13 protein-coding genes are annotated in these 20,058 nt (G+C 57.7%); 7 read left to right on the top strand and 6 right to left on the bottom strand.

Annotated elements, in window-relative coordinates:
* Window positions 1–47: 47 nt before the first annotated feature.
* A complete protein-coding gene (gene rcsC / locus ACWKX3_RS01325; protein WP_454541147.1) occupies window positions 48–2,894 on the bottom strand; it encodes a two-component system sensor histidine kinase RcsC in 2,847 nt (948 codons plus the stop codon).
* A 140-nt stretch (window positions 2,895–3,034) separates the two neighbouring features.
* Window positions 3,035–5,671 (bottom strand): DNA topoisomerase (ATP-hydrolyzing) subunit A, encoded by a 2,637-nt coding sequence (gyrA, locus tag ACWKX3_RS01320; protein WP_088208022.1) that lies wholly within the window; start codon window positions 5,669–5,671, stop codon window positions 3,035–3,037.
* A 146-nt stretch (window positions 5,672–5,817) separates the two neighbouring features.
* On the opposite strand from gyrA, the gene ubiG reads away from it, so the two are divergent.
* From ubiG to yfaE, 4 genes are all read left to right on the top strand, one after another.
* Complete coding sequence (gene ubiG / locus ACWKX3_RS01315; protein ID WP_006176471.1) at window positions 5,818–6,546, top strand: bifunctional 2-polyprenyl-6-hydroxyphenol methylase/3-demethylubiquinol 3-O-methyltransferase UbiG; 729 nt, start codon at window positions 5,818–5,820, stop codon at window positions 6,544–6,546.
* Between the two features lie 332 nt (window positions 6,547–6,878).
* Window positions 6,879–9,164 carry a class 1a ribonucleoside-diphosphate reductase subunit alpha gene (nrdA, locus tag ACWKX3_RS01310; protein WP_006176472.1) on the top strand — a complete coding sequence of 762 codons (2,286 nt, stop codon included), beginning with the start codon at window positions 6,879–6,881 and terminating at the stop codon, window positions 9,162–9,164.
* 100 nt (window positions 9,165–9,264) lie between these two features.
* A complete protein-coding gene (gene nrdB / locus ACWKX3_RS01305; protein WP_042320295.1) occupies window positions 9,265–10,395 on the top strand; it encodes a class Ia ribonucleoside-diphosphate reductase subunit beta in 1,131 nt (376 codons plus the stop codon).
* Window positions 10,395–10,649, top strand: a complete 255-nt coding sequence (gene yfaE, locus ACWKX3_RS01300; RefSeq protein WP_042320298.1) for a class I ribonucleotide reductase maintenance protein YfaE — start codon at window positions 10,395–10,397, stop codon at window positions 10,647–10,649. The genes nrdB and yfaE overlap by 1 nt, the downstream gene beginning before the upstream one ends.
* Before the next feature lie 34 nt (window positions 10,650–10,683).
* On the opposite strand, the gene ACWKX3_RS01295 is transcribed toward yfaE, so the two are convergent.
* From ACWKX3_RS01295 to glpT, 4 genes are all read right to left on the bottom strand, one after another.
* Window positions 10,684–11,610, bottom strand: coding sequence for a LysR family transcriptional regulator (locus tag ACWKX3_RS01295; RefSeq protein ID WP_454541146.1), 927 nt, complete (start codon window positions 11,608–11,610; stop codon window positions 10,684–10,686).
* Between the two features lie 29 nt (window positions 11,611–11,639).
* The gene (locus tag ACWKX3_RS01290) at window positions 11,640–13,181 is read right to left on the bottom strand and encodes a GMC family oxidoreductase (protein ID WP_454541145.1); all 1,542 of its coding nucleotides are present in this window, start codon (window positions 13,179–13,181) and stop codon (window positions 11,640–11,642) included.
* Window positions 13,182–13,346: 165 nt separating this feature from the next.
* Entirely contained in the window at window positions 13,347–14,408 is a 1,062-nt protein-coding gene (glpQ, locus tag ACWKX3_RS01285; protein ID WP_454541144.1) for a glycerophosphodiester phosphodiesterase, read from the bottom strand.
* Window positions 14,409–14,419: 11 nt separating this feature from the next.
* Window positions 14,420–15,772: a glycerol-3-phosphate transporter gene (gene glpT / locus ACWKX3_RS01280; RefSeq protein ID WP_006176478.1), complete on the bottom strand. Its 1,353-nt coding sequence runs from the start codon at window positions 15,770–15,772 to the stop codon at window positions 14,420–14,422.
* Window positions 15,773–16,023: 251 nt separating this feature from the next.
* Here glpT and glpA point away from each other — a divergent pair, with 251 nt between their 5' ends.
* From glpA to glpC, 3 genes are read left to right on the top strand one after another with little or no spacing between them, the layout of a single operon-like run.
* Window positions 16,024–17,652 carry an anaerobic glycerol-3-phosphate dehydrogenase subunit A gene (gene glpA / locus ACWKX3_RS01275; RefSeq protein WP_454541143.1) on the top strand — a complete coding sequence of 543 codons (1,629 nt, stop codon included), beginning with the start codon at window positions 16,024–16,026 and terminating at the stop codon, window positions 17,650–17,652.
* On the top strand, window positions 17,642–18,859 hold the full coding sequence (gene glpB, locus ACWKX3_RS01270) for a glycerol-3-phosphate dehydrogenase subunit GlpB (RefSeq protein ID WP_454541142.1): 1,218 nt from the start codon (window positions 17,642–17,644) through the stop codon (window positions 18,857–18,859). Before glpA ends, glpB begins: the two co-directional genes overlap by 11 nt.
* A complete protein-coding gene (gene glpC / locus ACWKX3_RS01265; RefSeq protein ID WP_454541141.1) occupies window positions 18,856–20,046 on the top strand; it encodes an anaerobic glycerol-3-phosphate dehydrogenase subunit GlpC in 1,191 nt (396 codons plus the stop codon). The genes glpB and glpC overlap by 4 nt, the downstream gene beginning before the upstream one ends.
* Window positions 20,047–20,058: the final 12 nt, after the last annotated feature.

Here is a 20,058-nt window from a genome sequence, read left to right as displayed (position 1 = left end):
AAGCGCAGCGCCGCCGGGCAAATAAAAAGGCCCTTACGGGCCTTTTTTTATACTCTCGTTTTCCTGACCCTGTCTGCATACACCGACAACGTCTGCTTCAGCACGTCCAGCGTCACCGGTTTTGACAGGCAGCTGTCCATACCCGACTCAAGACAGCGCTGTTTCTCTTCCGCCAGGGCGTTTGCCGTCACGCCTACCACTGGCAGCGTCAGGCCAAGCTGACGAATGCGCTGCGTCAGGCGATACCCGTCCATATTCGGCATGTTCACGTCGCTCAGCACGATATCAATATGGTTTTTGCTGAGAACGTTAAGCGCATCGACGCCATCGTTCGCCGTTTTGCACTGATACCCCAGCGAGCCGAGTTGGTCAGCCAGAAGGCGACGGTTAATTGGATGGTCATCCACCACCAGGATCATCATGTCGTCATTCAGCGAGGCCAGCGACTCAGGAGAAGGCAGCGCCGATGCGTTATCCCCGTCGTCCAGCTGGATGCTGTAAATGCGCGCCAGCAAGGCTAACAGCTCGTGCGGCGTAGCCACGCTGTGCACCCACTCGCCGGGCGCGCGCTCAACGGGTATGCCGATATGACGTCGACAGAAGATCACCGCGCCCCTGCCCTGCCACGGCTGCTCCGGCGGGTCATCCGCAATCAGCATGTCGTCCGCATCCGGGTTTTGCCCTTCGTAGAGAGATACCTCGATGCCGTTACTGCTTAACAAGGATCTGAGGTATTCGTTCAGCGATGCGTTATTGACGGCCAGCCAGCAGCGTTTACCGCTCAGGCCGTCCAGCATCGGTTTGGCCGGATACTGCGCCGAGTAGAGCGGAATACGAATGGTAAACTGGCTCCCCATGCCCGGTTCGGTATCCACGGAGATATCGCCGTCCATCATGCTGATCAGTTTTTCGCAAATCGCCAGCCCCAGCCCGGTGCCCTGGAAGTTGCGCTGTACTCCGGTTCCCACCTGGAAGAAGGGATCAAACAGGCGCACTACTTCTTTCGCCGGGATCCCGACGCCCGTATCGCGCACGCGGATGGTCAAATAGTCGCCAACGAGGCAGACATGCAGCACAATACAGCCCGTGTCGGTGAATTTAATCGCGTTGCTAAGCAGGTTCGAGATGACCTGCTGCAGGCGCATCGGGTCGCCATGCAGCGTCAGCGGCACGTCAGGCTCAATAAAGCAGTACAGCCCCAGCTGTTTACGCACCACCAGCGGCATGTAGTTCGCGCTGATGTGGTTCATCACCTCGCGCGGGGAGAACTCCCGCGGCTCGATTTTGAGCTGCTCGGACTCAATTTTCGAGAAGTCGAGAATGTCGCTGATGATTTTCAACAGCAGACTTGAGGAGTTGTTCATGGCCGTGACCAGCCTGTCGACCCCTTTCGGTAACTCCTTGGTCTGCAACAGATCGAGGTTACCGATAATGCCGTAAAGCGGGGTGCGCAACTCATGGCTGACGGTGGCAAGGAACATCGACTTCGACTGGCTGGCCTGCTCCGCCGCCTGCGCCATCTCCTGCAACGACTCTTCCATTTTCACGCGCGCAGAGACATCCACCAGCACGCAGATCGCCACGTTTTCATTACGGTAGCGCGAGTGCACAAAGCTGATCTGCAGGTTAGTGTGGGTGCTGGTCAGCACGTCGACAAAGTTAACCTGCTGACCGCAGATGATCTGCGTCAGCCGCTGCCGGTCTTCGTGGGTCAGCATGTTGAGGTAGTTATGTGCCAGCTCATTGCTGAGGATGTTGGTGCCATCCTGGGTGCGCAGAATACAGATCCCCACCGGCGCAGAGGCGACAATCTTGCGGTTGAACTGCTCGTGCTCTTCCAGACGCTGGGCATCACTCTCGGCAGGGATAAATATCCGGCGCTCGTACATCCGCGCCAGCATGAACAGCGCGACGCCGACCAGCACGTTCAGCAGGATGGCATTGAGGATCAGGATACGGATCCGCTCAAGCACCATATCAACAGGCACCGAGTAGACGATGCTGAGCGAGGACGGCGGTAAACTTTTCTTGAGCACCAGCTCGCGGAAGCCCGAGGTGTAGCCAAACCACGAGCGCTCCTGCATCCAGTGCGGATCGATTTTTAAGCGGCTCTCCGGCCCGGTCAGCGAAATCAGCGTATGGCCGTTTTCATCCAGAATGGTCACGCCCATCGGCAGGCTGCCCGGCGTGAAGAAGTTTTCCATACGGATGGTTTGTTCCGTTCCCAGCAGCGCCTGCAGGCGGTTAGCCAGGTAAACGGGGGTAAGGGCATAGAAATAGCCGACGCCCATGCGCGGCCCCTGGCTTATCCAGAAGATGTTATTGCCGCGCTCTTCCTGAGGCGCATTGCGGTACTTAACGATTCGTTCATGCAAGCTTTTCAGCGCATCATCCCGTTCGACGGGCATATCACGCAGGCCAAAGTCGGCCATGCAGAGGTTTTCGCTGCCGATCAGGAACACGCGGTTCAGATCGTAGGCGGCGGAAAAATTATCGCGCCAGTAGCGCATAAACCAGGCAAGGGATTCGAGTGAACCGCGCCAGGTGTTACCCATCGCGGAGCAGTCTGAGTCCGGGAACAGTGGCTCGAAATTGGGCACTTCCGTTTTATCTTTGCGTCCACGGATAGCCATGATGCCGTTTTCCGCCGTCAGGCGATTTTCAGCAATGTATTTCAGCTCCTTCATTACATCCGACGTTCGCTGAATGTAACGCTGGGCCTGATCGGAGCTGATACTGAACTCCTGGCGAATTTCAGCTTCTTTCTGGTTAAGCGCGTTAACAATATAAAAGACCGAGATCAACGCCACCAGCAGCCACAGCAACAGTGCCAGCGCCCGAAACAGATAACGAGAGACTTTCAGCGTAGTACGAAAGGAGACAAGGTATTTCAAAGGGGCGAGGCTCCGCCATCGGGGTCAAAAAAGAATGTGGTTAAGGTAGCGGTAAACGCGCCATGCCGCAACGTTCAGTTATCTGCAACTGCAAAACAAAAGGGCCGGAAACCGGCCCTTTTCTTCACATCAGGTGATGATTACTCGTCTGCGTCATCCGCAGCATCATCGTCGGACTCGGCTTCCGGCGCGATGTCATCATCGCCTTCCGCTACGGTACCGTCGATAGAGTCAAGCTCTTCGTCATCAACTGGCTCAGCAACGCGCTGCAGACCCACCACGTTTTCATCTTCCGCAGTACGGATAAGGATAACGCCCTGGGTGTTACGCCCTACCACGCTGATCTCAGACACGCGTGTACGCACCAGCGTACCGGCATCGGTGATCATCATGATCTGGTCAGCATCGTCTACCTGCACCGCGCCCACAACGGAACCGTTACGCTCGGTCACTTTGATGGAGATAACGCCCTGCGTGCCGCGAGACTTGGTCGGGTATTCGCTTTCTGCCGTACGCTTACCGTAACCGTTCTGCGTGACGGTCAGGATTGCGCCTTCGCCACGTGGAACGATCAGGGAAACCACGGCGTCTTCCCCCGCCAGTTTGATCCCGCGAACGCCGGTCGCGGTACGACCCATTGCGCGCACCGCGTTCTCTTTAAAGCGCACCACTTTACCGGCGGCAGAGAACAACATCACTTCGTCAGAACCGGAGGTCAGATCCACGCCAATCAGTTCGTCGCCTTCGTTGAGGTTGACGGCGATGATACCGGCAGAACGCGGACGGCTGAACTCGGTCAGCGCCGTTTTCTTCACGGTACCGCTGGCGGTCGCCATAAAGACGTTAACGCCCTCTTCGTACTCGCGCACCGGCAGGATCGCGGTGATACGTTCATTCGCTTCCAGCGGCAGCAGGTTGACGATCGGACGACCACGCGCGCCGCGGCTCGCTTCCGGCAGCTGATACACTTTCATCCAGTACAGACGACCCCGGCTTGAGAAGCAGAGGATGGTGTCATGGGTGTTGGCCACCAGCAGGCGGTCGATAAAGTCTTCTTCTTTGATACGTGCGGCAGATTTGCCTTTACCGCCACGACGCTGTGCTTCGTAGTCGGTGAGCGGCTGATACTTCACATAGCCCTGGTGAGACAGGGTGACCACCACGTCTTCGCGGTTGATCAGGTCTTCGATGTTGATATCAGAGCTGTTCGCGGTGATTTCGGTGCGGCGCTCGTCGCCAAACTGGTCGCGGACCAGCTCCAGCTCTTCGCGGATCACTTCCATCAGGCGATCGGCGCTGCCCAGGATGTGCAGCAGCTCAGCAATCTGTTCCAGCAGCTCTTTGTACTCGTCGAGCAGTTTTTCGTGCTCAAGGCCGGTCAGTTTCTGCAGACGCAGATCCAGAATCGCCTGGGCCTGCTGTTCAGTCAGGTAGTACTGACCGTCACGCACGCCGAATTCAGGTTCCAGCCATTCAGGACGCGCGGCGTCATCACCGGCACGCTCCAACATCGCAGACACGTTGCCCAGCGCCCACGGCTGTGCCACTAACGCGGCTTTCGCTTCAGCAGGGGTTGGTGCGCGGCGGATCAGCTCGATAATCGGGTCGATGTTTGCCAGCGCGACGGCCAGTGCTTCAAGGATGTGCGCACGGTCGCGGGCTTTACGCAGTTCGAAGATCGTACGGCGGGTCACCACTTCACGACGGTGACGCACAAACGCGCTCAGGATCTCTTTCAGGTTCATGATCTTCGGCTGACCATGGTGCAGTGCAACCATGTTGATACCGAAGGAGACCTGCAGCTGAGTCTGGGAGTAGAGGTTGTTCAGCACCACTTCACCCACCGCGTCGCGTTTGATTTCAATCACGATGCGCATCCCGTCTTTATCAGACTCGTCACGCAGCGCGCTGATGCCTTCAACGCGTTTTTCTTTTACCAGCTCGGCGATTTTTTCAATCAAACGCGCCTTGTTCACCTGATACGGGATCTCGTGAACAATGATGGTTTCACGGCCGGTTTTGGCGTCGGCTTCCACTTCGGCGCGGGCACGGATGTAAATCTTGCCGCGACCGGTGCGGTACGCTTCTTCAATACCGCGACGGCCGTTGATGATCGCTGCCGTCGGGAAGTCTGGCCCCGGGATGTGTTCCATCAGCCCTTCAATGCTGATCTCTTCATCATCGATATAGGCCAGGCAGCCGTTAATCACTTCCGTGATGTTGTGTGGCGGAATATTGGTTGCCATGCCCACCGCGATACCGGATGACCCGTTAACTAACAGGTTCGGGATCTTGGTTGGCATAACATCTGGGATTCGCTCAGTGCCGTCGTAGTTATCGACGAAATCAACGGTCTCTTTTTCCAGGTCGGCCATCAGCTCGTGAGCGATTTTCGACATACGGATTTCCGTATAACGCATCGCCGCCGCGGAGTCGCCGTCAACAGAACCAAAGTTACCCTGACCATCTACCAGCATGTAACGCAAGGAGAATGGCTGCGCCATACGAACGATGGTGTCATAAACGGCGGTATCACCATGCGGGTGATATTTACCGATGACATCACCCACGACACGGGCAGATTTTTTATAGGCTTTATTCCAGTCATTGCCCAATACGTTCATGGCGTATAGTACGCGACGGTGTACCGGCTTCAGGCCATCGCGGACGTCCGGCAGCGCACGGCCAACAATGACCGACATCGCATAGTCCAGATAGGAGCTCTTCAGCTCTTCCTCGATGTTAACCGGTGTAATTTCTCTCGCAAGGTCGCTCATCTAACCGCTATCCCTCTACTGTATCCCGGATTCAAAGGTCGCAAATTATAACACAGCCACGGTGATTGAGGTAAAGCAATACGCTTTATTCACGGGGATTGCCTGATATACTCCTTTGTCTTGCTAAATAAGGAGTAAAAGCGCCCATGAATGCCGAAAAATCCCCGGTAGCTCACAACGTTGACCACGAAGAGATTGCCAAATTTGAAGCCGTGGCGTCCCGCTGGTGGGATCTCGAAGGTGAGTTTAAACCTCTGCATCGCATCAACCCGCTGCGTCTGGGCTATATCGCGGAGCGTTCCGGCGGTCTGTTCGGTAAAAAGGTGCTCGACGTCGGCTGCGGCGGCGGGATCCTGGCAGAAAGCATGGCGCGTGAAGGGGCCACCGTGACCGGCCTCGATATGGGCTTTGAGCCACTGCAGGTGGCGCGTCTGCACGCGCTGGAATCGGGCGTGCAGGTAGAATATGTGCAGGAAACGGTAGAAGCGCACGCGGCAGAACATGCGCACCAGTACGACGTGGTGACCTGCATGGAGATGCTGGAGCACGTTCCCGATCCGCAGTCGGTCGTCAACGCCTGTGCGAAGCTGGTGAAACCGGGCGGCCAGGTGTTCTTTTCCACCATCAACCGTAACGGCAAGGCCTGGCTGATGGCCGTGGTCGGCGCGGAGTATGTCCTGCGGATGGTGCCGAAAGGCACGCACGACGTGAAGAAGTTCATCAAGCCTGCTGAACTGCTGGGCTGGGTGGACCAGACGTGGCTCAAGGAGCAGCACATTACCGGCCTGCATTACAACCCGTTAACCGACAAGTTCAAACTCGCCCCGGGTGTGGATGTTAACTATATGTTGCACACTACGGCAAAAAATAGCTAACGTCATACGAACTTCTTATAAAGATTGCGCGACATTCGTTGCGCAATTTTGACCACTCGTTGAAGAAATCAGCACTCGATCAAATTTTAGATTTTTTTTCTGAAATATTGACATGTCGTCCAGGCCTTACGATACGAGGACTTAGGCTTTTTTACCCTTTCACAACCTCAATTTAACCTCAAAATCAACTCTTGTACTGAAATGATTCGCTACTAGAATACTCACCATCTTGCGTTAATCTTATCGTAAAACCCCTATATGTAGTATTTATCCACAGACTCCTGTGGATAAGCGGGGGATATTTTTTTATTTCACGGACAGGTAAAACCCACATGAATCAGAGTCTGCTGGTGACAAAGCGCGACGGTACTACCGAGCGTATCAATCTGGACAAAATCCATCGAGTTCTCGACTGGGCAGCAGAAGGGCTGAATAACGTATCTATCTCCCAGGTTGAACTGCGCTCACACATCCAGTTCTACGACGGCATCAAAACGTCTGATATCCACGAAACCATTATTAAAGCAGCGGCAGATCTCATCTCCCGCGACGCACCGGACTATCAGTACCTTGCAGCACGTCTGGCCATTTTCCATCTGCGTAAAAAAGCCTACGGCCAGTTTGAGCCGCCGAAGCTGTACGATCACGTCGTAAAAATGGTTGAACTGGGCAAATACGATACGCATCTGCTCGAAGACTATACGGAAGAAGAGTTCGAGCAGATGAACGGGTTTATCGATCACTGGCGCGACATGAACTTCTCCTACGCGGCGGTGAAGCAGCTCGAAGGCAAATACCTGGTTCAGAACCGTGTGACCGGTGAAATCTATGAGAGCGCCCAGTTCCTCTACATTCTGGTGGCCGCCTGCCTGTTCTCTAACTACCCGCGTGACACCCGTCTGGAATACGTGAAGCGTTTTTACGATGCGGTCTCGACGTTCAAGATTTCGCTGCCAACGCCAATCATGTCCGGCGTACGTACGCCAACCCGCCAGTTCAGCTCCTGCGTGCTGATCGAGTGCGGTGACAGCCTGGATTCCATCAACGCGACCTCCAGCGCAATCGTAAAATACGTCTCCCAGCGCGCCGGTATCGGCATCAACGCGGGTCGTATCCGTGCGCTGGGTAGCCCGATTCGCGGTGGTGAAGCGTTCCACACCGGCTGTATCCCGTTCTACAAGCATTTCCAGACCGCGGTGAAATCCTGCTCTCAGGGCGGCGTTCGCGGCGGTGCAGCCACCCTGTTCTACCCGATGTGGCACCTGGAAGTGGAAAGCCTGCTGGTGCTGAAAAACAACCGTGGCGTGGAAGGCAACCGCGTGCGCCACATGGACTACGGCGTGCAGATCAACAAGCTGATGTACACCCGTCTGCTGAAAGGTGAAGATATCACCCTGTTCAGCCCGTCCGACGTACCGGGCCTGTACGACGCGTTCTTTGCCGATCAGGACGAGTTCGAGCGTCTGTACACCAAATACGAAAAAGACGAGAGCATTCGCAAGCAGCGCGTGAAGGCCGTCGACCTGTTCTCGCTGATGATGCAGGAACGTGCCTCTACTGGCCGTATCTACATCCAGAACGTTGACCACTGCAACACCCACAGCCCGTTCGATCCGGTTGTTGCGCCGGTACGCCAGTCCAACCTGTGTCTGGAGATCGCCCTGCCGACCAAACCGCTCAATGACGTGAACGATGAGAACGGTGAAATCGCGCTGTGTACGCTGTCTGCCTTCAACCTGGGCGCGATTAAGAGCCTGGACGAGCTGGAAGAGCTGGCGGTGCTGGCGGTTCGCGCACTCGACGCCCTGCTCGACTATCAGGACTACCCAATCCCGGCGGCCAAACGCGGCGCGATGGGTCGTCGTACCCTGGGGATTGGCGTGATTAACTTCGCCTACTGGCTGGCGAAAAACGGTAAGCGTTACTCCGACGGCAGCGCCAACAACCTGACGCACCAGACGTTTGAAGCTATTCAGTATTACCTGATGAAAGCCTCCAACGAGCTGGCAAAAGAGCAAGGCGCGTGCCCGTGGTTCAACGAAACCACCTATGCGAAAGGCATTCTGCCGATCGACACTTATAAGAAAGACCTGGACGGGATCGTCAGCGAACCGCTGCACCTGGACTGGGAAGGCCTGCGCGAGTCCATCAAGACTCACGGCCTGCGTAACTCCACGCTCTCTGCCCTGATGCCGTCCGAGACCTCTTCGCAGATCTCTAACGCCACCAACGGCATCGAGCCACCGCGCGGCCACGTCAGCATCAAAGCGTCGAAAGACGGCGTGCTGCGCCAGGTCGTACCCGATTACGAGACGCTGGGCAACAACTACGAACTGCTGTGGGAAATGCCGAACAACGACGGTTACCTGCAGCTGGTGGGTATCATGCAGAAGTTTATCGACCAGTCGATCTCGGCGAATACCAACTATGACCCGACGCGCTTCCCGTCTGGCAAGGTTCCGATGCAGCAACTGCTGAAAGACCTGCTCACCGCCTATAAATTTGGCGTGAAGACCCTGTACTATCACAACACCCGTGACGGTGCAGAAGACGCGCAGGACGATATGGTGCCGTCAATTCAGGACGATGGCTGCGAAAGCGGCGCATGTAAGATCTAAGCACTTCGCCGGGTGGCGCTACGCTTACCCGGCCTACGGTTTTGTAGGCCCGGCAAACGCAGTGCCGCCGGGCAATAAAATCTCAACAGGACTCACCGCAATGGCATATACCACCTTTTCACAGACGAAAAACGACCAGCTCAAAGAGCCCATGTTCTTCGGCCAGCCGGTCAACGTGGCACGCTACGATCAGCAAAAATATGACATCTTCGAAAAGCTGATTGAAAAGCAACTCTCCTTTTTCTGGCGCCCGGAAGAAGTTGACGTCTCTCGCGACCGTATCGATTTCCAGGCCCTGCCGGAACACGAAAAGCATATCTTCCTTAGCAACCTGAAGTATCAGACGCTGCTGGACTCCATTCAGGGCCGTAGCCCGAACGTGGCGCTGCTGCCGCTGATCTCCATTCCGGAGCTGGAAACCTGGGTTGAGACCTGGGCGTTCTCCGAAACGATCCACTCCCGCTCGTACACCCATATCATCCGCAATATCGTGAACGATCCGGCGGTGGTGTTTGACGATATCGTCACCAACGAGCAGATCCAGAAGCGTGCCGAAGGCATCGCGCACTACTACGACGAGCTGATTGAGATGACCAGCTACTGGCATCTGCTGGGCGAAGGCACCCACAACGTGAACGGCAGAACTGTCACCGTGAACCTGCGCGCGCTGAAAAAGCAGCTGTATCTGTGCCTGATGAGCGTTAACGCGCTGGAAGCGATCCGCTTCTACGTCAGCTTCGCCTGCTCCTTCGCCTTTGCCGAGCGCAAGCTGATGGAAGGCAACGCCAAAATTATTCGTCTGATCGCCCGTGACGAAGCCCTGCACCTGACCGGTACCCAGCACATGCTGAACCTGCTGCGCAGCGGTACGGACGACCCGGAAATGGCGGCTATCGCCGAAGAGTGCAAACAGGAGTGCTACGACCTGTTCGTGCAGGCCGCACAGCAGGAGAAAGAGTGGGCAGATTACCTGTTCCGCGACGGCTCCATGATTGGTCTGAACAAGGACATCCTGTGTCAGTACGTTGAGTACATCACCAACATCCGTATGCAGGCGGTGGGTCTTGATCTGCCGTTCCAGACACGCTCAAACCCTATCCCGTGGATCAACACCTGGCTGGTGTCCGATAACGTGCAGGTCGCGCCTCAGGAAGTGGAAGTCAGCTCTTACCTGGTCGGTCAGATTGATTCTGAAGTCAACACCGACGACCTGAGCGACTTCCAGCTCTGATGAGCCGGGTGACGCTACGCCTTACCGGCACAGAAGTCCTGTGTCGGGAAGAGCACCCTTCCCTGTTGGTCGCCCTTGAGGCGCATCAGGTTGAGGTTGAGTATCAGTGTCGGGAAGGCTATTGCGGCTCGTGCCGCTGTCGCCTGGTCGCAGGCCAGGTGGACTGGCTGACCGAACCGCTGGCCTTTATCAGCGAAGGGGAAATTTTGCCCTGCTGCTGCCGGGCAAAAGGCGATATTGAGATCGAGATGTAACGTCCCTGATACCCTTTTCCTGTGGGAGAGGGCATCAGGGCAGTTGTCCATTCAGGCGCAATCGTCTTTCCCATTCTGGCTCCGCGCCCAGATGTTCTCCAATGCAGTTCACTAAAGCCTGTATCACCGGTGAATCCCGACGCGTTTTGCGATACAGGGCAACAATATTCCCACCATCCGGACGCCACTCGGGCAGTATCACCTGCAGTTCACCTTTTTCAACGGCCTCTGCGCCTAAAAAAAGCGGCAACAGCATAATACCCAATCCGGCCTTTGCAGCTGCCAGCAGGCTGAAGGCGTTATCCGAACGCAGACGACTGCGGACGCGCCATGGCTGAACCTCCCCCTGATGAACAAGCTGCCAGACCCCGCCCGGCGCGCGGTGGCTGTACAGTAGCCCGTCGTGGTGCGCCAGTTCCTCTGGATGCAGCGGCGTGCCACAACGCTGGAGATAGGCCGGGCTGGCGCATAAATAGGTCAGGTTACGCGCCAGATGCCGGGCAATCAGGGTGGAATCCGGCAGTGTGCCAAGGCGGATCGCCACGTCAAAGCCGGGCTGATGCATATTGATATGCCGATCTTCAGTGACGATATCCAGCGCGATCTGCGGATAGCGCGCGGCGAAATCGGCCAGAATGGGCGACAGGTGCGTACACATAAAGGTGTGCGAAGTGGTCATTCGCAGCCTGCCACAGACGTCGGTTCGCCCTGGCGTCACCGCCTCTTCCGCAAGGCTTACCTCATCCAGAATGCGTACGCATTCGCGGTAGAACAATAGCCCCTGTTCCGTGAGACTCAGGCTCGGCCCGCGCTCCAGCAGGCTTACGCCCAGGCGCTTCTCCAGCCCCTTGATACGCTGGCTAACCACCGATTTCGTTGTCCCCAGCTTTTGCGACGCGCCGACAACGCTCAGCGCGTCCACCACCGCGATAAAGGTGCTCATCTCCACGAATTTGTTCATCAGGTATTCCGTTCGGGCACGTCCTTTTACTATGGCCCACTGGCGGAGGCGGCGAAACGGCTGGCGATATATTCTGCTGCCATGATCACATCCGGGTTGGTGGCCTGAGAGGGCACGTCCGGGAAAATTGACGCATCGGCAACATAAAGTCCCTGGGTACCCAACACCCGCCCCTGCTGATCCACAACGGCCTGCGGATCGCTCTCCAGCCCCATCGGCGCCGTGGCGGAGAGGTGAAGATTGCTCTTGACCGTTGCGTACTGCTCTTTCACCTTTTGCGACTTCGTGACCGCCAGCTTTCCGCCCTTCACGGCGGGAAATTCCCCGGTAACCAGCTCGCGCAACGGTGTTTCCTCCACCAGCGCGCGCGACAGTTCCAACGCCTCCAGCATACGCGCGACGTCCCGCTCATCGTCCAGCAGATTGAGATCGATGTTCGGCTTCAGCAGCGGGTTAAGGCTGGTGAGCGTCAGCGTCCCGCGCGACCAGGGGCGTGAAACGGTATAAAACAGCTGAAAGCCTGACCCTTGCGGAAACAGCGCCGGATCAACGAAATGGTTATTACTGATGTAAATATCCAGCTCACCGGGTTCCGCCAGGGTGGAACGGGTCCAGAGCGTCGCGCCGATGGGTGGGCTGTCGCTCTGCGGCGGCAGCGTGCCGAGCATAATACCGTTCACCGGCTGCTCCTGCAGATTCAGCCCTACAGGTAAATCCTGGCAGACGGGAATATCAAGCTGGCGCAAATCACTCCCTGGCCCCACGCCCGAGCGGAGCAGTATAGCGGGCGTTCCCGCCGCGCCAGCGCACAGGAACACCGTATCGGCAAACAGGCGGTTGCCCTCAGCCAGTTGCACGCCCTCGACGCGGCCTTTATTCAACAGAACTTTGTCGACCACCGCCATGCCTGCGATTTCCAGATTAGGCCTGGCGCGAACCTGCGCGTTGAGATAAACCATGCCGGTGTTCTGCCTGACGCCGTTCACGACATTGAGCGGATAGAGGGCAATACCGTGCTGATGCGGCCCGTTCACGTCTGCAATTTCCGCAAAACCATGTGCACGGCAGGCGTGATAAAACGCCTGGCTGGCGGGGCTCAGCGATGCCAGCGTCGGCAGCCTGACCGGTACAGGTCCGTGACGCCCGTGCCAGTCATCGTCGCCATAATCGGCGCTCTCCAGCGCCTTGAACCAGGGTAAGACCTTATCGAAAGACCAGTCCGTCAGGCCGCGCTTTACCCAGCGATCGAAATCAGACCTGGGGGCCCTGACGAAGGCCCCGGCATTGATCGCCGATCCGCCGCCCAATACCCTTGCGCGGAGATGCTCTGCGGTGTGATCGGTTCCGGTCGCCGTGCCTCGCTCCCAGACATAGTCGCCACCGCCCACGCGGTGACTCATCGACAGCTCGGGGGGATACTCATCTGGCGCAAAGGCCGGCCCCGCTTCCAGCAGCAGCACGCGCCGGTCCGGATTTTCACTTAGCCTTGCAGCCACCACCGCACCGCCTGAACCGCCCCCGACCACTATCACGTCCCAAACATCGTTGATACCGGCTGTCGTTGCACTCATCTCTTTCTCCTCTGTCGCGCTACCGGCAGAAAACAGCCACGCCGGGGTATAAAAGGAGAATATGTGAGGCCAACCGCGCTGAACAGAGCGCCAAACGCGAACCGGCGTTCATAAAACAAGAACAAAAAAAGACCCGCCGAAGCGGGTCCATGTCAGTGCAACGCGTTACTGAGACGTTCGCAGGAACTGCACTGCTTTATCCGTGAAATCCGTAAACAACCCGTCGACGCCCGCCTGGTTATACAGCACGTCATAAAGCTGATTCACATCCGTCGCATAGTCCGGCAACTGGTCTGCACGTACCGTGTAAGGATGCACCTGCATCTTGCTGGCGTGCGCCTCTTTCACCATCGCCGTGAAGGTGATGTGCCCCGGCGTGGAGCCTTCCGCCACCAGCATGTGGTAATCCGGCCCGATGCCGTCGGCGTACTGCGCAATCTGCTTCATCGCGCCCGGCTTAAACATCCAGTCGTAGTTGTAGTTAACCCACTTGCCGTCCGGCTGTTTCTCCTGCGTTTCATTCCAGTCGGTATAGGCAATCAGCTGCACCAGGTTGAGATCCATCCCCCGCTTCGGTTCCAGCTCGTTTTTGATGCGCTTGAGTTCAGCCGCATCAAAGCACTGGAGGTAGACCTTATCCTTCTTACTGGTGTAGCCGTACTGCTTCAGCACATCCAGCGTTTTCGCCGCAATGTCCTTCCCTTCCTGATGATGGAACCACGGCGCTTTGATCTCCGGGTAGATACCTATGTTTTTACCGGTAGAGTGGTTAAGCCCCTGAACAAATTCGATTTCCTCTTCAAAGGTATGAATGCGGAAGTCGGACTTGCCCATCGGGAAACGCCCCGGATAGACCTGCACCTTCTTGCCGTTTTCAATCTCGAAGCCTTCGGTAAATTTCAGCGAGCGGATCTCGTCAAGCGTGAAGTCGATGGCGTAATAACGGCCGTCCTTGCGGGCACGGTCGGGAAAACGGTCGGCGACATCTGTGACGCGGTCAAGATAGTGGTCATGCAGGACGACCAGATGATCGTCCCTGGTCATCACCAGATCCTGCTCAAGGTAATCCGCCCCCTGCGCGTAAGCCATCGCTTTCGCGGGCAGCGTATGCTCGGGCAGATAGCCGCTGGCACCACGGTGAGCAATGACAATCTTATCTGCCGCCAGCGCCGAGCCTGTCATGACACTGGCCAGCAGCAGGCCGGTAGCGAGTTGAGTCAGTTTCATCGTAATGCTCCTTATTGACGACGTGCCTGTATTTCGGCGTGATGACGTTTTTCACCAATCATGACAACAATCAGCAGCAGTACCGCCAGTACGCTACCGCCAATCATGACCATGAAGCCGCCATCCCAGCCGAAGAAGTCAACGGTATAGCCGACAATGGCGCTTGCGGCGACCGAGCCACCAAGGTAGCCAAACAGGCCGGTAAAGCCTGCCGCCGTCCCTGCCGCTTTTTTCGGTGCCAGCTCAAGGGCATGCAGGCCAATCAGCATCACCGGACCGTAGATCAGGAAGCCGATCACAATCATACAGGCCATGTCCACGCCCGGGTTGCCCGGCGGGTTAAGCCAGTAAACGACGGTGGCGATGGTCACCAGGGTCATAAAGAACACGCCCGTTGCACCACGGTTGCCGCGGAAGACCTTGTCCGACATCCAGCCACAAATCAGCGTGCCCGGGATACCCGCGTATTCATACAGGAAGTAGGCCCAGGACGATTTATCCAGCGCGAAGTGTTTCACCTCTTTCAGGTAGGTTGGCGACCAGTCGAGGATGCCGTAACGCAGCAGGTAAACGAAAACGTTGGCTACCGCGATGTACCACAGCAGTTTGTTGGGCAGCACGTACTTCATGAAGATCTGTTTGGCCGTCAGCTCCTCTTCATGCTGTTCGCTGTAGTCGTCCGGATAATCGTTTTTGTACTCTTCAATTGGCGGCAGGCCGCAGGACTGCGGCGTATCGCGCATCAGGGCGAAGGCGATAATCGCCACTACGATCGCGCCAAAAGCCGGCATGTAAAGGGCGGCTTTCCAGTCGTTGAACCATGCCATCCCGAGCAGGAACAGCAGCGGAGGAATACCGCCGCCCACGTTATGCGCGCAGTTCCAGACCGACACAATTCCGCCACGCTCTTTCTGCGACCACCAGTGCACCATGGTGCGTCCGCACGGCGGCCAGCCCATCCCCTGGAACCAGCCGCAGAGGAACAGCAGCACAAACATAATCGCAATACTGGACGTCGCCCACGGTACAAAGCCCATAAACAACATCACCGCAGCCGCCAGAATCAAACCGGCTGGCAGGAACACGCGCGGATTCGAGCGATCCGACACCGACCCCATAATGAATTTGGAAAACCCGTAGGCGATAGAGATCCCCGAGAGCGCAAACCCTAAATCACCGCGGGAGAAACCCTGCTCCACCAGATACGGCATGGCGAGCGCGAAGTTTTTACGTACCAGATAATACGCCGCGTACCCGAAGAAAATCCCCAGGAAGATTTGCCAACGCAGACGGCGGTAAAGCGGATCTATCTCTGCCTCTGGCAGACGCGCCCGATGCGGCGCAGGTTTAAAGATACTGAGCATGACAGCCTCCGTGGCCTTGTAATGAATGAGAAGGTGCCTCGCACCCGATTCCAGAGGCGGCGATGTTAAGAAATCACGGTGATTGTTACTGTGAATCAACGCACAGATTGTTACAGAAATATGACAGAATGCGCAAAAAAGCGCATGGAATCACGTTTCACTTTCGAATAACGCGCGTTTATGTTCGAAATCAAACAAACCACATTTTCAGTGTGGCTAAATGATAAAAAAACGAACATAGAGGGAAGACAATGACGGTTCTCGATCCTCGCTACAGCGATGTGATAATCATTGGCGGCGGCGCAACCGGGGCCGGCATCGCCCGCGACTGTGCCCTGCGTGGCCTGAGCGTGACCCTGCTGGAGCGCCATGATATTGCGACAGGTGCCACAGGCCGCAACCACGGCCTGCTGCACAGCGGCGCGCGGTACGCGGTGACCGACGGTGAGTCAGCCCGGGAGTGTATTGCGGAAAATCAGATCCTGAAACGCATCGCCCGCCACTGCATCGAGCCAACCAACGGACTGTTCATTACCCTTCCCGAAGACGATCTCGCGTTTCAGCAAACCTTTATTTCCGCCTGCACGGCCGCAGGGATCCAGACCGACGCCATCGACCCGGCGCTGGCGCGTCGGCTGGAGCCGTCTGTCAACCCGGCGCTCACCGGCGCGGTGAAAGTCCCCGACGGCACGGTCGATCCGTTTCGCCTGACCGCCGCAAATATGCTGGACGCCCGGGAACACGGCGCACGCATTCTGACCGGGCATGAGGTCACCGGGCTTATTCGCGAAGGCAACACAGTGCGCGGCGTGCGGGTGTTCGACCCGCAATATAACGAGCGCAGCGAACTGTACGCCGCCGTGGTTATCAATGCAGCGGGGATCTGGGGGCAACGCATCGCGGAATACGCCGACTTATCCATCCGCATGTTCCCGGCAAAAGGTTCGCTGCTGATCCTCGACCATCGCATCAACAACCACGTCATCAACCGCTGTCGTAAACCTTCCGACGCCGATATTCTGGTGCCGGGCGACACCATTTCGCTTATCGGCACCACCTCCACCCACGTCGATTACAGCGAGATTGACGTTAACCGGGTAACGGCCGAAGAGGTGGATATTCTGCTGCGCGAAGGCGAGAAACTGGCTCCGGTGATGGCGCAAACCCGCATTCTGCGCGCCTATGCGGGTGTGCGACCGCTGGTCGCCAGCGATAACGACCCAAGCGGGCGCAACGTTAGCCGGGGGATCGTCCTGCTCGATCATGCCCAACGTGACGGCATGGAGGGTTTTATCACCATTACCGGCGGCAAGCTTATGACCTACCGCCTGATGGCGGAGTGGGCCACGGATGCGGTCTGCCGCAAACTCGGTAACACAACGCCGTGCGTCACGGCAGAACAGCCCCTGCCCGGATCGCGTCAGTCCACCGAGAAAACGCTGCAGAAAATCATCTCTCTGCCCGCTCCGCTGCGCGGCTCCGCCGTTTATCGCCACGGCGACAGAACCCCGCAGTGGCTTGGCGAGGGGCGGCTTAGCCGCAGCCTGGTGTGCGAGTGCGAAGCGGTGACCGCAGGCGAGGTGCAATATGCCGTCGAGAATCTGACGGTCAATACGCTGCTCGATCTTCGCCGCCGCACGCGCGTCGGCATGGGTACCTGTCAGGGCGAGCTTTGCGCCTGTCGCGCCGCCGGGCTGCTGCAACGCTTTCACGCCACCACCTCAACGCAGTCCCTGACCCAGCTCAGCGATTTCCTCAATGAACGCTGGAAAGGCATTCAGCCCGTTGCCTGGGGCGATGCCCTGCGCGAAAGCGAGTTTACCCGCTGGGTTTATCAGGGACTTTGCGGCCTGGAGAAGGAGCCACATAATGAAATTTAATACCGTTATTGTCGGCGGCGGGCTGGCAGGGCTGCTGTGCGGGATCACGCTCACGCAACGTGGTCTGCGCTGCGCCATCGTCACCCGCGGGCAGAGCGCTTTGCACTTCTCTTCCGGATCGCTGGATCTCCTCGACGATGCCTGTCGCGGCGCACTTGCGCCTGAGCATCCCTACAGCCTGATCGGCGAGCACAACATTGCCCGCCTGGCGCAGGAAACCGAAAGGCTGCTGAGCGCCTGTGGCGCGCGGATGCAGGGCAGCGCTGAGAAAAATCACCAGCGCGTGACGCCGCTCGGCACCCTGCGTTCCGCGTGGCTCAGCCCGGAAGAAGTTCCTGTCGCCCCGTTCAGCGCAGAACGCGTAATGGTGGTGGGGATTGGCGGTTTTCTTGATTTTCAGCCGCACCTGGCGGCGGCCTCGCTCTGTCAGCGCGGTATTAACGCGACGGCGGCGGAAATAGACCTTCCCGAACTGGACGTGCTGCGCGAAAACCCCAGCGAGTTTCGGGCAGTGAATATCGCGCGGCTGCTGGATAACGACGATAACTGGCCGCTGCTGTATGACGCGCTCAGGCCGCTCGCCGAACAGTGTGACGCCCTGTTGATGCCTGCGTGCTTTGGCCTCACCGACAATCGACTCTGGCGCTGGCTGTCGGACCGTCTGCCGTGCACGCTCGGCTTGCTGCCGACCCTTCCCCCTTCCGTACCGGGTATTCGGCTGCACACGCAGCTTAAGCAAAAATTTATTGCCCAGGGCGGCGTGTGGATGGCGGGTGACGAGGTGAAAAAGATCACGCTGTCTGATAGCGATGTCAGCAAGGTGTGGACGCGAAACCACGGCGACATTCCGCTGCGCGCACGCGCCGTGGTACTGGCCAGCGGCAGCTTCTTCAGTAACGGCTTACTGAGTACCCGCGAGGGGATCCGCGAAGCCATTCTGGGGCTGGATGTCCGGCAGAGCGCCTCCCGTTCGGACTGGTATCAGAGTGATTTCTTTACGCCGCAGCCCTGGCAGCAGTTTGGCGTGATTGTCGATAACCAGCTGCACCCGCAGCTCAGCGGCCGGTCGCTTAACGGCCTCTACGCCATCGGCTCGATTCTGGGCGGCTATGATCCGATTGCCCAGGGCTGCGGCGGCGGCGTGTGTGCGATCACGGCGCTTCATGCCGCAGAGCAGATAATTCAACGCACGGAGGCAGAACAATGAGCGATAGCCGTTTCGAAAGCTGCATAAAATGCACGGTGTGCACCACGGTCTGCCCGGTCAGCGGCGTGAACCCGCGTTATCCCGGCCCAAAACAGGCCGGGCCTGACGGCGAGCGCTTGCGTCTGAAAGACGCCGCACTCTACGATGATGCGCTGAAATACTGCATTAACTGCAAGCGCTGCGAGGTGGCCTGTCCGTCAGACGTCAAAATCGGCGACATCATCCAGCGCGCCCGGGCGCAGTACAGCACGCAAAAACCGACGCTGCGCGATGCGATCCTCAGCCATACCGACCTGATGGGCAGCGTTTCCACGCCCTTCGCGCCGCTGGTGAATGCCGCCACCTCCCTGAAACCGGTACGCCGGCTGCTCGACGCGACGCTGAAAATTGACCACCACCGCAGCCTGCCGAAATACGCCCACGGCACCTTCCGTCGCTGGTACAAATCGGTGGCGGCAGAGCAGGCCCGCTTTGCCGAGCAGGTGGCGTTCTTCCACGGCTGCTACGTGAATTACAACCACCCGCAGTTGGGAAAAGACCTGCTGAAAGTGCTGAACGCGATGGGCACGGGTGTGCAGCTCCTCAGCAAGGAAAAATGCTGCGGCGTGCCGCTGATTGCCAACGGCTTTACGGATAAAGCGCGCAGGCAGGCCCGCAGCAACGTCACCTCCCTGCGCGACGCGATCGTCGGGAAAGGCATACCGGTCCTGGCCACCTCGTCTACCTGCACCTTCACCCTGCGCGACGAGTACCCTCACCTGCTGGACGTGGATAACACCGATCTGCGCGACCATATTGAACTGGCAACGCGGTTTTTGTGGCGCATGCTGGACAGCGGGAAGACCTTACCGCTGGGCACCCTGCCGCTGAAGGTGGTGTATCACACGCCGTGTCATATGGAAAAGATGGGCTGGTCGCTATATACCCTGGAGCTGCTGCGGCTGATCCCGGGGCTGGAGCTGACGGTGCTGGATTCGCGCTGCTGCGGGATAGCAGGCACCTACGGATTTAAGCGTGAAAATTACGACACGTCGCAGGCAATTGGCGCGCCGCTGTTCAGGCAGATAGAGGAGAGCGGAGCCGACCTGGTAGTGACCGACTGCGAAACCTGCAAATGGCAGATTGAAATGTCCACCAGCAAACGCTGCGACCATCCCATCACCCTGCTGGCAAACGCGCTGGGCTAAGCGATGCCGGGG

The sequence above is a fragment of the Enterobacter sp. UPMP2052 genome (genome assembly GCF_053709675.1).
Note: the sequence above shows the minus strand (reverse complement) of the source record. Positions and strands in the feature narration are given on the sequence as shown.